Here is a 13,299-nt window from a genome sequence, read left to right as displayed (position 1 = left end):
TTTAACCTTCACCGTTCGCGTTATCGGTGTCTTTCGACACCCGACCGCGAAAATCAATCAGGCTGTCGACAATGGCCAGAACCACGAGCAACGGATAGATCAGCTGCATGAACAGCAACAGCGTCACGTACAACCCCACCAGCCAGAAACCGGCCAGTCGCCTTTGCGCCACCAGCCCGTGAATCAGGGCCAGCCCGGCGAACACCAGCGGTACACTGCACAACGGCGTCAACATGGCCATCTGCGCACCGAGATTCGGGCCCAGAAGCATCAACGCCAGCAGTAACATCGCCGGCCCCAGCGGGATCCTGATGGCGCGAAACTCGCGACCAAAACCACCCGGGTTGTACAACAACGCCTGCCAGTAACGCCCGACAATCAGGCTCAGCACGCTGACGATCTGCAACAAGGCCGCAATCAGGCCGGTCAGGACTGGTGCGATCAGCGACGCGAAACGCGCCTGCTCGTCTACCGACAAATGTTGGTAGGCATCACCGAGAAGCGCGGGCATGACCTTTATCAAGGCCTGCGCCAGCATCTCGATCTGGGGCGCGAACGCCGCCCCGAGCACCACTGAAAACACCAGCCCCATGGCTACGCTGACCAGCAGCGTACGAACCCAGGACTCGCTTGCGCGCAATACCAGCGCAAGCCCCGAAGACCCCAGCAGCACCAGAAGTGCCCGTGGGTCATCGGCATACAGCCACCAGATCAATGCCGGCAGCAGTCCCAGCGACACGACACCAAGAGCGTCGGCCAATCCGCGCCGCAGAAGCACCAGGCTCCCGGCGGCGGCACCCAACCAATACAACAACGGCAATGTTGCACACCCGGCCACTACGAGAGTGGCCTGCATGCGGCCGCGCATGATGAACTCAGCTAAGGCACGCATGCATTCAATCCTTTGCTACTTGTCGACTGCCCGGTCTCAGCGGCCGTGGCTGTCGGTGTAGGCCAGCAGGGCCAGGAAGCGGGCGCGCTTGATAGCGGTGGCCAGCTGACGCTGATAACGAGCTTTGGTACCGGTGATGCGGCTTGGAACGATTTTGCCGGTCTCGGATACGTAGGCTTTCAGAGTGTTGAGATCTTTGTAGTCGATCTCCTTCACGTCTTCAGCGGTGAAGCGGCAGAATTTACGACGACGGAAGAAACGTGCCATTTGATAGGCTCCTTAAAAGGTCCGTGGATTACTCGTCAGCGTTATCGCTGTTGTCGCTGTCGCTATCGGTGTCATCGCCATCGGCGCTGCCATCGTGCTCAGGACGTTCGCGACGCTCACGGCGCTCACTGCGGTTTTCTTCAGCCTTGAGCATCTCGGACTGGCCGGTAACGGCTTCGTCGCGACGGATGACCAGGTTACGGATCACAGCATCGTTGTAGCGGAAGTTGTCTTCCAGCTCGGCCAGGGCCTTGCCGGTGCACTCAACGTTCAGCATCACGTAGTGAGCCTTGTGAACATTGTTGATTGCGTAGGCCAGTTGACGACGGCCCCAGTCTTCCAGACGGTGGATCTTGCCGCCGTCTTCTTCGATCAGCTTGGTGTAACGCTCAACCATGCCGCCGACTTGCTCGCTCTGGTCAGGGTGGACCAGAAAGATGATTTCGTAATGACGCATGAATGCTCCTTACGGGTTGTAGCCTGCCGCTCAAAAACGGTCAGACAAGGAGTGAATGACACTTATGGACTTGCTGGCGCGGGGCACATGCGTACCTGCCGCCACAGCAAGGGGCGCAATTGTAGAGAAGGGACTGAAGAGGTGCAAGGCAATTGGTGATTATTTGAACAGCAGCTGCAAGCATTGAGCCTCAAGCTGTAAGCGAGGGCCGCTGTTAGCTTGAGGCTTGCAGCTCAGCGCTTACGGCTTGCGCGAAGCGACCTTGGCCTTGGCACCGCGCTGGCGCTGGGCTTCGAACAGGCACACACCTGTCGCAACCGAGACGTTGAGACTGCTGACGCTACCGGCCATCGGCAGGTGTACCAGATAGTCGCAATGCTCGCGGGTCAGGCGACGCATGCCCTTGCCTTCGGCGCCCATGATCAGGATGGTCGGGCCAGTCAGGTCCTGGTCATAGATGCTGACCTCAGCCTCTCCCGCCGTACCGACAATCCACAATCCACGCTGCTGAAGCTTTTCCAGGGTGCGGGCAAGGTTGGTGACGGCCACCAGCGGAATCACTTCCGCCGCGCCGCAAGCCACTTTACGTACGACAGGCGTCAGAGTGGCTGACTTGTCTTTCGGCACAATGACCGCCAGCGCACCGGCAGCGTCCGCCGAACGCAGGCAAGCGCCGAGGTTGTGCGGGTCGGTCACACCGTCGAGCACCAGCAACAGCGGCGCGCCTTCGGTGCGATCGAGCAGCTCGTCGAGCATCGCCTCACCCCAGACCTGGCTCGGACTGACGTCCGCCACCACGCCCTGATGCACACCTTCGACCCAGGCGTCCATTTCGCGGCGCTCGGCCTGACCGATCTGGACCCGGTTTTCGTTGGCCAGTTCGATCAGCGTTTGCACGCGCGGATCGTTGCGGCTTTCGGCCAGCCAGATCTGTTTGACGCGTTTTGGGTGGTGACGCAGCAACGCTTCTACCGCGTGAACGCCGTAGATTTTTTCCAACTGACTCATGACTTCGCCTTCGGTTTACGCGCCCCGCCACTTTTGGCTGGAGCGGAACCCGCTTTCGGCGGGCCCTTACGGTGTTTGCTCGGTTTGGCTGGCTTGCCGCCGGAGGCCTTGTCAGGCGCCGACCGTCCGGTCTTTCCCCCGGACGCCGCTTTACCACCGTTTTTGGCATCGGCCAGCAAGGCCTTCTTCATTTCACGGCTTTTGCGCAGCTCGGCGTTTTTCGCCACGGCATCGCTCGGACGATAGGCCTCGACAGCCTTTTCCTTGGCCGGACGACGGCTGGCAGATTTTGCCGGAGCCTTTTCTTCCACAACCTTGGCCGCTGGAGCGGTCGTCTCGGTGCCACGCTTCTTGCGGCCGATCGGCGCGCTGATGGTTTTTTCCGCCATCTCGAAGTCGATCTTGCGCTCGTCGAGATCGACGCGCATGACCCGCACTTCAACGGTGTCGCCAAGGCGGAAGCTGCGACCGGTGCGCTCGCCCGCCAGGCGGTGGTGCACAGGGTCGAAGTGGTAGTAGTCACCCGGCAGTGCCGTCACGTGCACCAGGCCTTCGACATAGATATCGGTCAGTTCGACGAACAGGCCAAAACCAGTCACCGCGGTGATCACGCCCGGGAACGATTCGCCCACGCGGTCTTTCATGAACTCGCACTTGAGCCAGTTCACCACGTCGCGGGTCGCTTCGTCGGCACGGCGCTCGCTCATCGAGCATTGCTCGCCGAGTTGCTCCAGCGCCGCTTCGTCGTACGGATAGATGCGCGCCTTCGGAATAGTCATCGCACCGGCACGGCGAACGTGCGGGGTGTCCTGCTTCGAATGGATCACGCTGCGGATCGCCCGGTGCGTGAGCAGGTCCGGGTAACGACGGATCGGCGAGGTGAAGTGGGTATAGGCTTCGTAATTCAGGCCGAAGTGGCCTTCGTTCTGGGCGCTGTACACCGCCTGGCTCAGGGAGCGCAGCATCACAGTCTGGATCAGGTGGAAATCCGGACGATCCTTGATACTGGCCAACAGGGCCTGATAGTCCTTTGGCGACGGACCTTCCTTGCCTTTGTGCAGGGACAGGCCGAGCTCACCGAGGAACGCCCGCAGTTTTTCCAGACGCTCCGGCGGCGGGCCGTCGTGGACACGGTACAACGCAGGGATTTCGTGCTTTTTCAGGAACTCGGCGGTGGCCACGTTGGCCGCCAGCATGCATTCCTCGATCAGCTTGTGCGCGTCGTTACGGGTGGTCGGACGAATTTCGGCGATCTTGCGCTCGGAACCGAAGATGATCCGGGTTTCCTGAGTTTCGAAATCGATCGCGCCGCGTACGTGACGGGCGGCCAGCAATACCTTGTACAGCGCATAGAGCTGTTTCAGATGCGGCAAGACGTCGGTGTATTCACCGCGAAGCTTGCGCGCCTCGGTGGCTTTCGGCGTTTCCAGCATCGCGCTGACCTTGTTGTAGGTCAGGCGGGCGTGGGAGTGGATCACCGCTTCATAGAAGCAGTAATCGGTCATCTCGCCGGACTTGGAGATGGTCATCTCGCAAACCATGGCCAGACGGTCGACGTGCGGATTCAGCGAGCACAGGCCGTTGGAGAGTTGCTCCGGCAGCATCGGCACCACGCGTTCGGGGAAGTACACCGAGTTGCCACGGACCTGGGCTTCGTTGTCCAGGGCCGAACCGATCTTCACATAACTGGAAACGTCGGCAATCGCCACGTACAACTTCCAGCCACCGGAAAACAGCCGCAGTTTGCCTGGTTTGGATTCGCAGTAGACCGCGTCGTCGAAGTCGCGTGCATCTTCGCCGTCGATGGTGACGAACGGCAGATGGCGCAGGTCGATGCGCTTCTCTTTGTCTTTTTCTTCGACTTCCGGCTTGAGCTTGCCGGCTTCCTTCAGAACGGCTTCAGGCCAGACGTGCGGAATGTCGTAGGTGCGCAGGGCAACATCGATTTCCATGCCCGGCGCCATGTAGTTGCCGACGACTTCGATCACATCGCCTTGGGGCTGGAAGCGCGGCGTCGGCCAGTGGGTGATTTTCACCTCGACGAACTGACCGATCTGAGCGTTGGCGTTACGGCCCGGCGTCACCAGCACTTCCTGCTGGATCTTCGGGTTGTCCGCAACGACGAAGCCGATGCCGCCTTCTTCGAAATAACGGCCGACGATGCTTTCGTGGGCACGGGACACCACTTCGACGATCACGCCCTCACGACGACCGCGACGGTCCAGGCCGGAAACACGGGCCAGGGCACGGTCGCCATCGAACACCAGACGCATTTGCGCCGGGCTCATGAACAGGTCGTCGGAGCCGTCATCCGGCACCAGGAAGCCAAAGCCGTCGCGATGACCGCTGATGCGACCGAGGATCAGATCGAGCTTGTCCACCGGCGCATAGGTGCCACGGCGGGTGTAGATCAGTTGAGCGTCGCGCTCCATGGCGCGCAGGCGGCGGCGCAGGGCTTCGATCTGGTCTTCTGTGGTCAGACCAAACTCTTCGACCAGTTGCTCGCGGGCAGCAGGCGAACCCCGATCAGCAAGGTGCTGAAGGATCAGTTCGCGGCTGGGAATAGGGTTTTCGTATTTTTCCGCTTCACGAGCGGCCTCGGGATCGAGGGACTGCCAATCGGCCATTAGAGAGTTTTCACCTTGTCTATATGCGGGTTAGTTTGGCATAGGCGCCATCAAACGGGAAATTTCCGACTATAAAGGCTCTTCTGAAGCTCTCTATCGACGTTCAAAAGCCGTTTTGAACACCGCTGGTAAAAAAAATCATTTTTTTTGCCGGCAGGGGTTTACAGTTAAAAAGTCGCTCCGTATAGTGCGCGCCATCGACGACGTACACACGTTGACGAGATGCCCAGGTGGTGAAATTGGTAGACACGCCAGCTTCAGGTGCTGGTGACCTTACGGTCGTGGAAGTTCGAGTCTTCTCCTGGGCACCAATTTCGAGTTTGAGACTAGATCAGTTTCAAGACTCACACAAAAACCCGCGAAAGCGGGTTTTTGCATTCTGTGCCCCGCCTTTTTCTGAAATTGATTTATTAAAATCAAATCAGGGGTTTACAGATCAAAAGGCGCTCCGTATAGTGCGCCACATCAACAGCGGCAACGCTGAAGATAAAGCCCAGATGGTGAAATTGGTAGACACGCCAGCTTCAGGTGCTGGTGACCTTACGGTCGTGGAAGTTCGAGTCTTCTTCTGGGCACCAATTCAGATTCAAGGTCACGATCTTGAATCTCACAAAAACCCGCGAAAGCGGGTTTTTGCGTTTCCGGGATTTGGAAAATCTAAAACCCAACGCCTATCAGACCCATCCCCTCCCCGCAAGGCGCACTTGAGAAACAATATCGTTTATCATTGTTGCAAGTTTTTGCAATGCGACAGTGAGGAACCCTGCGAATGATGTTTCGAAATACCCTGCGCCGCGGCTTGACCTTCACCCTGCTCGGCCTGGCACTCGCCACTCCCCTCTCCCAGGCTGCCGACACGGTTTCCCTGACGCTCTATAACGGTCAACACAAGGAAGTCGGCGACGCCATCGCCAAAGCCTTCGAAGCCAAGACCGGCATTCACGTCAATGTGCGCAAGGGCAGCAGCAATCAGCTCGCCAGCCAGATCATCGAAGAAGGCAACCGCTCCCCCGCCGACGTCATCTACACCGAAGAATCCCCGCCGCTGAACAATCTCGGCGAACAAGGCCTGCTGGCCAAGGCCGACGACGCGACCCTGGCCGTTTTGCCGAAGGAATACGTCGCCGGCAATGGCACCTGGATCGGCGTCACCGCCCGGGTTCGTGTGGTGGCCTTCAATCCGAAACTGATCGACGAAAAGGACCTGCCCAAATCGGTGCTCGATTTCGCCAATCCACAATGGCAAGGCAAGGTCGGCTTCGTCCCGACCAGCGGCGCGTTCCAGGAACAGGCCGTGGCCATCATCAAGAAGCACGGTCGCGACGCCGCCGAAGAATGGCTGACCGGCCTGCGCGCTTTCGGCAAGACCTACAGCAACAACATGGTCGCCCTCAAGGCTGTGGAAAACGGCGAAGTCGCCACCGTGCTGGTGAACAACTATTACTGGTTCGCCCTGCAGCGGGAGAAAGGCAAGCTTGATTCGAAACTGCATTACTTCACCGGCGGCGATGTGGGCGGTCTGATCACTGTCTCCAGCGCAGCCGTGCTGAAGTCCAGCAAACATCCAAAAGAAGCCCAGCAATTCCTCGCCTACATGGCCAGCGAAGAAGGTCAGCGTGTGATCACCCAGACCACCGCCGAATACCCGCTGCACAAAGGCATGGAATCGGATCGCGGTCTCAAGCCGTTCAGTGAACTGGAAGCACCGGACGTCACGCCAGCGGATTTGGGCAATGCTGAAGAGGCGCTGGAGCTGGAACGCGAGGTTGGCCTGAACTGATGAGCGCATCGTTATCCGCCCGCGCCATACGCGGGGGTTACGTCCCACGGCGCAAGCGGCCGTCGATCTGGCTGGTGCTCCCGGTATTGCTGCTGGTGGTCATGAGCCTGTTGCCGCTGGCCTACGTCGGGCTCAAAGCCTGGCAGGCGGGCTGGACCGAAGCGTTGCATTTACTGTGGCGCCCCTATGTGTTCGGCCTGCTGCGCAACACGCTGGCGCTGATGGTTGGCGTGACCGTGACTTGCGGCGTAATCGGCCTGTCGCTGGCGTGGCTGCTGGAGCGCAGCAACCTGCCGGGCCGACGGCTGTGGGGCGTGATTCTTTGCCTGCCGTTCGCGGTGCCGGCGTTTGTCAGCAGCTTCACTTGGGTGTCGTTGAGCGCACAGTTTGAAGGCCTTGGCGGGGCGATCCTCGTGATGAGCCTGTCGAAATACCCGCTGATCTTTCTGCCGGTAGCCGCCACGCTGCGCAATCTTGATCCTTCTCTTGAGGAGTCCGCTCGCACCCTGGGACAGAATCGCTGGGGCGTGTTTTTCCGCGTTACCCTGCCGCTGCTCTGGCCTTCGTTGCTGGCCGGTTCGCTGCTGATTGCGCTGCACATGCTGGTGGAATTCGGTGCACTGTCGATCATCGGCCTGCAAACCTTCACCACCGCGATCTATCAGCAATTCGAACTGGAATTCAGCAATGCCAACGCGGCGATGCTGTCGGCGGTATTGCTGGCGCTGTGCTTGATGCTGTTGTGGCTGGAGCTGCGGGTGCGCGGCAAGGGCCGCCACGTACGCACCGGCCAGGGCGCGGCACGTCGGGCTGAACAAGTGCGGCTGGGCCCCTGGTCCATCGCCGGTCAGTTGTATTGCCTGATGCTGGCGATTGTCGGCAGTGGAATTCCGATGGGCATGCTGGCCTACTGGCTCGCCGTAGGATCGTCAGCGGCCTTTCCGGTTGCAGCGATCACTGAAGCCTTGCTGTCGTCATTGGCGCTGTCGCTCGGTGGTGCCGGATTGTGTCTGGTGCTGGCGGTGCCGGTCGGATTGCTGGTGGTGCGCCACAAAGGCCAGCTGGCGATCTGGGCCGAGCGCCTGCCCTATCTGCTGCACGCCCTGCCGGGATTGGTGATCGCGTTGACGCTGGTGTATTTCGCCCTGCATTACGTGCCGGCGCTGTACCAGACCTCCGCGCTGTTGCTGATTGCGTATGCGCTGCTGTTTTTGCCGCTGGCTCAGGCACCGATCCGAACGGCGCTGAACAAGGCGGCGCCGCAACTGGAAGAAGCCGCTCGCACGCTCGGCGCCTCTTCGTTCACGGCGTTCTGCCGAGTGACCCTGCCGATCATCTTTCCGGCACTGGGCGCGGCGTTTGCGCTGGTGTTTCTGGATGCCATGAAGGAACTGACGGCGACGCTGCTGCTGAGCCCTACCGGGCTCAACACGTTGGCGACCGAAGTCTGGGCGCACACCGCGAATGTCGAGTTCGCAGCGGCGGCACCTTATGCGGCGTTGTTGATTGTGGTATCTGGATTGCCGGTGTATCTGTTGACGACCCGGATGTATTTGAGCCGATAAAAAAATCGCAGCCGAGGCTGCGATTTTTTTTGCCCGCAATATCAGGCCCGGAACTGCCCCAGACTGGCCTTGAGTTGCGCCGCCAGACCATCCAGCACCTTGCCGCTGGCCGTGGTTTCGACCACCGCCTGAGCAGCTTTCTCGGCCTGGGCATGAATCGTTTCGACCCGCCCACGCACCGCCTGGGCGCCCTGCGCCTGATGCGCTGCAGCCTGAGTCGCCAGACCAATCGCCGCATGCACCTGCTCGACCGACGCCTGCACCGATTGCTGCAGTCGCGCGCTGTCACGCAGCACCAGCAAACCTTCGCTGGCCTGACGCCCGGCCTGGCCGATCGCCTCCACCGCTTCACGGGCACCCTGCTGCAAGGCCACGATGTGCGCCTGGATGTCGCCGGTGGAGCTTTGGGTCTTGCTCGCCAGCGCGCGGACTTCATCCGCCACCACTGCAAACCCGCGACCGGTCTCGCCGGCTCGGGCCGCTTCAATGGCCGCATTGAGCGCCAGCAGGTTGGTCTGCTCGGCGATGCCGTGAATCACGGTCAGCACCACTTCGATCTGCTCGCTCTGCTGCGCCAGCCGCTCGATGACTTTGGCACCGGTGTCGACCTGCCCGGCCAGCGCCTCGATCAGGCTACCGACTTTCGCCGAGGTGCGAGTGTTCTCGTCGGTGGCCTGACGAATATCCACTACCTGCTTCAATGCCGCCTGCATCGCATGACTCTCCGACTGCGCCTCATCGGCCATTTGCGACAGTGCCCGCAGACTTTCAGCCACTTCATCGCGCTGCATCCCGGCCGCGGCATCGGCACCGGCGTTGCGCAGGGTCATGGCGCCGATTTCCACACCGGTGCGCTGAGCCACATCCCCGGCCTCGCGCACGATCGGCTGCAGCTTGTCCACAAAGCGGTTGACCGCCGAAGCCATGTCGCCGATCTCGTCCTTGCTGTTGATCTGCACGCGCTTGGTCAGATCGCCCTCGCCTGCGGCCAGGTCATCCATGGCGGCGTTGAGCATTTTCAGGCGATTGACCACCCGATGACCGAGCACCACCGCCAGCAGCAACAGCACGCCGGCCCCCACCAGCGCCAGGCCCATGCCGATGCGCCAGCGCAGGGTTGCTGCAGCGTCCTGTACGGTACTGGTGGTGTTGGCTTTCATCTCGGCAGCCGTGGACTGCGCCGATTGCAGGCGAGCCTGCATGGCGGTGGCACTGTCGGCAGCGGCGCCCTTGAGGCTGTCGCCGACCAGTTGATCGCTGCTGGCAATCAACGCCGCGAAGCGCCGATCGAGCGCCGCCAGATCGGTTTCGACCGAGGCGGTCGAGACCCCCATCAGCACCTTGCCGATTTCCACGCCATTGGGGTTGATCGAGGCTTCCAGGTAGTAGACCGACGGATCGTTCTTTGCCGCATCCAGCACCTTGTCCAGCGCCCGCTCACCCTGGCCTTTTTCCAGAAGGGCCTTGTTGATCGGGTTTTCGCGGTTGAGGTAGCGGGTCAGATGCTGGCCGGTGGCGTCGTCATACACCACGAACAGCACATTGGGATTACGCTGGGCCCGGCGGGCGAATTCGGACAGGGTCGGCACGTCGCTGTCCCACATGGCGCGAGGCGCCACCGAAGCCAGCAACTGGGCCATGTCATTGGCCGAATCCTTCAGGTCTTTTTCCAGAGTCGCGCGCAGTTGCGCCTGTTCTTCCTTCAGACGCGAAGAAAGACCGGCGGTAAGACGCTGACGGGTACTCGAGGAAAGATTGTCGAGGCTCGACGTGACTTCACGCCCGGCCTGCTCCAGCTCACCGGACAATTTCTGGCTATCGGCGCCCAGACGAGTGCCGAGATCGGCTTCCAGCGCGGTGACGGTGCTCCGCGTCAGGGCGACGGCCACCAGCACTTGCACCAAAAGGGCGATACCAAGGGTAACGAACACAGGCCGCAACAAACGGCTTTGTAACAGTGAGAGAACGGCTGACACTTTGAATCCCTCTACTTCTGACGCCATTAATTTGATGGCACTCTTGTAGACAGAATCACAGCAAAGGTCATGCCGTCCAACAGGCATAAACGACAAAGGCCCCGATGAAGGGGCCTTTGTGTTTTTACATCAACGACTTATCAAGCGAACGGATGACGCAGAACGATGGTTTCGTTGCGATCCGGGCCCGTCGAAATAATGTCGATCGGCGCGCCGATCAACTCTTCAATGCGTTTGATGTAGGCACGAGCGTTGGCCGGCAGCTCTTCCAGGGTCTTGGCACCCACGGTCGATTCGGTCCAGCCCGGCACTTCTTCGTACACAGGCTGCAGGCCTACGTAGCTGTCAGCGTCGGTCGGAGCAACGGCGTTGCCTTGTGCATCCTTGTAGCCGGTGCAGATGTTGATGGTTTCCAGGCCGTCGAGGACATCCAGCTTGGTCAGGCAGATGCCCGAGATGCTGTTCACATCGATGGCGCGACGCAGGATAACGGCGTCGAACCAGCCGCAACGACGGGCACGGCCGGTGGTCGCGCCGAATTCGTGACCTTGCTTGGCCAGGTGCGCACCAACTTCATCGAACAACTCCGTCGGGAAAGGACCCGAACCGACGCGAGTGGTGTAGGCCTTGGTGATGCCCAGGATGTAGTCGAGGAACATCGGGCCAACGCCCGAACCAGTCGCCACGCCACCCGCGGTGGTGTTGGAGCTGGTGACGTACGGGTAGGTACCGTGGTCGATGTCGAGCAACGAACCCTGGGCGCCTTCGAACATGATGTCCTTGCCGGCGCGACGCAGGTCGTGCAGCTCGGCAGTCACGTCCAGCATCAGCGGCTTGAGCAGCTCGGCGTATGCCTTGCACTCGGCCAGAGTCTTTTCGTACTCGATGGCAGGCTCTTTGTAGTAACCGACCAGCATGAAGTTGTGGTAGTCCACCAGTTCACGCAGCTTGTCTTCAAAGCGTGGCATGTTGAGCAGGTCGCCAACACGCAGGCCGCGACGAGCGACCTTGTCTTCGTAAGCCGGGCCGATGCCGCGACCGGTCGTACCGATCTTCAGCTCGCCGCGAGCCTTTTCACGGGCCTGATCCAGGGCCACGTGGAAGGACAGGATCAGCGGGCAGGAAGGGCTGATACGCAGACGCTCGCGCACCGGTACGCCTTTCTCTTCCAGCTTGGTGATCTCGCGCAGCAGGGCGTCAGGTGCAACCACCACGCCGTTGCCGATCAGGCACTGCACGCCTTCGCGCAGCACGCCCGACGGGATCAGGTGCAAGACGGTTTTTTCACCGTCGATCACCAGAGTGTGACCGGCGTTGTGGCCACCCTGGTAGCGCACTACGGCGGCAGCATGTTCGGTCAGCAGATCAACGATCTTGCCTTTGCCCTCATCACCCCATTGGGTGCCCAGGACTACGACATTCTTACCCATAACACTTGTCCTCATTCGCGCAAACTTGGTGCCGGCGTCAGCCGGCAGGAAAACTCAAGAAGCCAGTGGCGATACTTGCCAAAGCCCGTTCTGCTGGATCAATTGCCGGTCGCAGTCCGCATCACGGGCGGCGGCCAAAGGTTGCCCAGGCAACGCCTGAACGACACGCTGACCCTCACTGCGCAACTGGCAAACCTGCTGCCAGAGTGCCGCATCCGTACTGTCAGGCATCCAGATACCGCCAGACGGTAGCTCGATCTCAGCACGCCCCAGGGTCACCAGGGTTTTCAAATCGGTGGAGAAGCCGGTGGCCGGACGGGCGCGACCGAAGTCGGCGCCGATGTCGTCGTAGCGACCGCCCTGGGCGATGGACTGGCCAACACCCGGCACGAATACCGCGAACACCACACCGGTGTGGTAGTGATAACCGCGCAGCTCGCCCAGGTCGAAGTACAGCGGCAGCTCCGGGAAGCGCACCGACAGACGCTCGGCGATCGCCAGCAAATCTTCCAGCGCCGCCAGTACCGGCGCCGGCGCATTGGCCAGACGCTCTCGGGCAGCGCTCAATACTTCACGGCCGCCGCACAGATCGACCAGCGCACGCAGCATGCCGGACAGATCGGCCGGCAAGCCTTCGGTCAAGGTAATGACCTCGTCGATGGCCTTGCGTTGCAACGCATCGAACAACTGCTGCTCGACTTCACCCGACAGACCGGCCGCCTGGGCCAGACCGCGGTAAATGCCCACATGCCCAAGGTCCATGTGCACGTCCGGCACATCGGCCAGTTGCAGCATGGCCAGCATCAGGCTGATGACTTCGACGTCGCTGCTCGGGCTCGCATCGCCGTACAACTCGGCGCCCAGCTGGATCGGGCTGCGCGAGGACGACAAGGCACGCGGCTGGGCATGCAGCACGCTGCCGGCGTAGCACAGACGGCTCGGGCCTTCGCGACGCAGGGTGTGCGCATCGATGCGCGCCACTTGCGGCGTGATGTCGGCACGAAAACCCATCTGCCGGCCCGATTGCGGGTCGATGACCTTGAAGGTACGCAGATCCAGGTCCTGGCCCGCGCCGGTCAGCAGGGATTCCAGGTACTCGATATGGGGAGTCACGACAAACTCGTAACCCCAGCTCTGGAACAGATCCAACACCTGACGACGCGCGACTTCAATGCGCGCCGCTTCCGGTGGCAGTACTTCTTCGATGCCATCTGGCAGCAGCCAGCGGTCTACCGTTGCCATTACGCCATTCCCCTTAGATCCGGGCGGCCAGCCCGAGGGCGAGCCTTGAGTGAAG

At 60.9% G+C, this 13,299-nt stretch carries 10 protein-coding genes and 2 tRNA genes; 4 read left to right on the top strand and 8 right to left on the bottom strand.

Going from position 1 to position 13,299, the window contains the following annotated elements:
- Position 1: 1 nt before the first annotated feature.
- The 5 genes from ACKJSM_RS06285 to rnr all read right to left on the bottom strand — a co-directional run bounded on the left by ACKJSM_RS06285 (position 2) and on the right by rnr (position 5,251).
- Complete coding sequence (locus ACKJSM_RS06285; RefSeq protein ID WP_011332192.1) at positions 2-892, bottom strand: hypothetical protein; 891 nt, start codon at positions 890-892, stop codon at positions 2-4.
- A 36-nt stretch (positions 893-928) separates the two neighbouring features.
- Positions 929-1,159: a 30S ribosomal protein S18 gene (gene rpsR / locus ACKJSM_RS06280; RefSeq protein ID WP_002551829.1), complete on the bottom strand. Its 231-nt coding sequence runs from the start codon at positions 1,157-1,159 to the stop codon at positions 929-931.
- Between the two features lie 28 nt (positions 1,160-1,187).
- Positions 1,188-1,616 carry a 30S ribosomal protein S6 gene (gene rpsF, locus ACKJSM_RS06275; RefSeq protein ID WP_236181926.1) on the bottom strand — a complete coding sequence of 143 codons (429 nt, stop codon included), beginning with the start codon at positions 1,614-1,616 and terminating at the stop codon, positions 1,188-1,190.
- A gap of 240 nt (positions 1,617-1,856) precedes the next feature.
- Positions 1,857-2,624, bottom strand: coding sequence for a 23S rRNA (guanosine(2251)-2'-O)-methyltransferase RlmB (gene rlmB / locus ACKJSM_RS06270; RefSeq protein WP_236181925.1), 768 nt, complete (start codon positions 2,622-2,624; stop codon positions 1,857-1,859).
- Positions 2,621-5,251: a ribonuclease R gene (gene rnr / locus ACKJSM_RS06265; protein ID WP_236181924.1), complete on the bottom strand. Its 2,631-nt coding sequence runs from the start codon at positions 5,249-5,251 to the stop codon at positions 2,621-2,623. Before rnr ends, rlmB begins: the two co-directional genes overlap by 4 nt.
- Positions 5,252-5,475: 224 nt before the next feature.
- On the opposite strand from rnr, the gene ACKJSM_RS06260 reads away from it, so the two are divergent.
- The 4 genes from ACKJSM_RS06260 (at position 5,476) to ACKJSM_RS06245 (ending at position 8,596) form a co-directional block, all read left to right on the top strand.
- A tRNA-Leu gene (locus ACKJSM_RS06260) sits at positions 5,476-5,562 on the top strand.
- Between the two features lie 180 nt (positions 5,563-5,742).
- Positions 5,743-5,829 (top strand) — tRNA-Leu (locus tag ACKJSM_RS06255).
- A gap of 191 nt (positions 5,830-6,020) precedes the next feature.
- A complete protein-coding gene (locus ACKJSM_RS06250) occupies positions 6,021-7,031 on the top strand; it encodes an extracellular solute-binding protein (protein ID WP_410236959.1) in 1,011 nt (336 codons plus the stop codon).
- The gene (locus tag ACKJSM_RS06245; protein ID WP_236181922.1) at positions 7,031-8,596 is read left to right on the top strand and encodes an ABC transporter permease; all 1,566 of its coding nucleotides are present in this window, start codon (positions 7,031-7,033) and stop codon (positions 8,594-8,596) included. Before ACKJSM_RS06250 ends, ACKJSM_RS06245 begins: the two co-directional genes overlap by 1 nt.
- Before the next feature lie 41 nt (positions 8,597-8,637).
- Here the strand turns inward: ACKJSM_RS06245 and ACKJSM_RS06240 are convergent, their stop codons facing one another.
- The 3 genes from ACKJSM_RS06240 to ACKJSM_RS06230 form a co-directional block, all read right to left on the bottom strand.
- On the bottom strand, positions 8,638-10,572 hold the full coding sequence (locus ACKJSM_RS06240; protein ID WP_236181921.1) for a methyl-accepting chemotaxis protein: 1,935 nt from the start codon (positions 10,570-10,572) through the stop codon (positions 8,638-8,640).
- 140 nt (positions 10,573-10,712) lie between these two features.
- Positions 10,713-12,002 carry an adenylosuccinate synthase gene (locus ACKJSM_RS06235; protein WP_236181920.1) on the bottom strand — a complete coding sequence of 430 codons (1,290 nt, stop codon included), beginning with the start codon at positions 12,000-12,002 and terminating at the stop codon, positions 10,713-10,715.
- A 54-nt stretch (positions 12,003-12,056) separates the two neighbouring features.
- Entirely contained in the window at positions 12,057-13,244 is a 1,188-nt protein-coding gene (locus ACKJSM_RS06230; RefSeq protein ID WP_011332186.1) for an ATP phosphoribosyltransferase regulatory subunit, read from the bottom strand.
- Between the last annotated feature and the right edge of the window lie 55 nt (positions 13,245-13,299).

The organism is Pseudomonas sp. PHC1 (assembly GCF_046487845.1).
Lineage (GTDB): Bacteria > Pseudomonadota > Gammaproteobacteria > Pseudomonadales > Pseudomonadaceae > Aquipseudomonas > Aquipseudomonas sputi.
The sequence above is the reverse complement of the archived record's forward strand: the minus strand, read 5'-3'. Positions and strand labels throughout refer to the sequence as shown.

Coding starts and splice junctions, on each gene's coding strand:
- ACKJSM_RS06285 (WP_011332192.1), bottom strand. CDS start 892: ATGCGTGCCTTAGCTGAGTTCATCATGCGCGGCCGCATGCAGGCCACT.
- rpsR (WP_002551829.1), bottom strand. CDS start 1,159: ATGGCACGTTTCTTCCGTCGTCGTAAATTCTGCCGCTTCACCGCTGAA.
- rpsF (WP_236181926.1), bottom strand. CDS start 1,616: ATGCGTCATTACGAAATCATCTTTCTGGTCCACCCTGACCAGAGCGAG.
- rlmB (WP_236181925.1), bottom strand. CDS start 2,624: ATGAGTCAGTTGGAAAAAATCTACGGCGTTCACGCGGTAGAAGCGTTG.
- rnr (WP_236181924.1), bottom strand. CDS start 5,251: ATGGCCGATTGGCAGTCCCTCGATCCCGAGGCCGCTCGTGAAGCGGAA.
- ACKJSM_RS06250 (WP_410236959.1), top strand. CDS start 6,021: ATGATGTTTCGAAATACCCTGCGCCGCGGCTTGACCTTCACCCTGCTC.
- ACKJSM_RS06245 (WP_236181922.1), top strand. CDS start 7,031: ATGAGCGCATCGTTATCCGCCCGCGCCATACGCGGGGGTTACGTCCCA.
- ACKJSM_RS06235 (WP_236181920.1), bottom strand. CDS start 12,002: ATGGGTAAGAATGTCGTAGTCCTGGGCACCCAATGGGGTGATGAGGGC.
- ACKJSM_RS06230 (WP_011332186.1), bottom strand. CDS start 13,244: ATGGCAACGGTAGACCGCTGGCTGCTGCCAGATGGCATCGAAGAAGTA.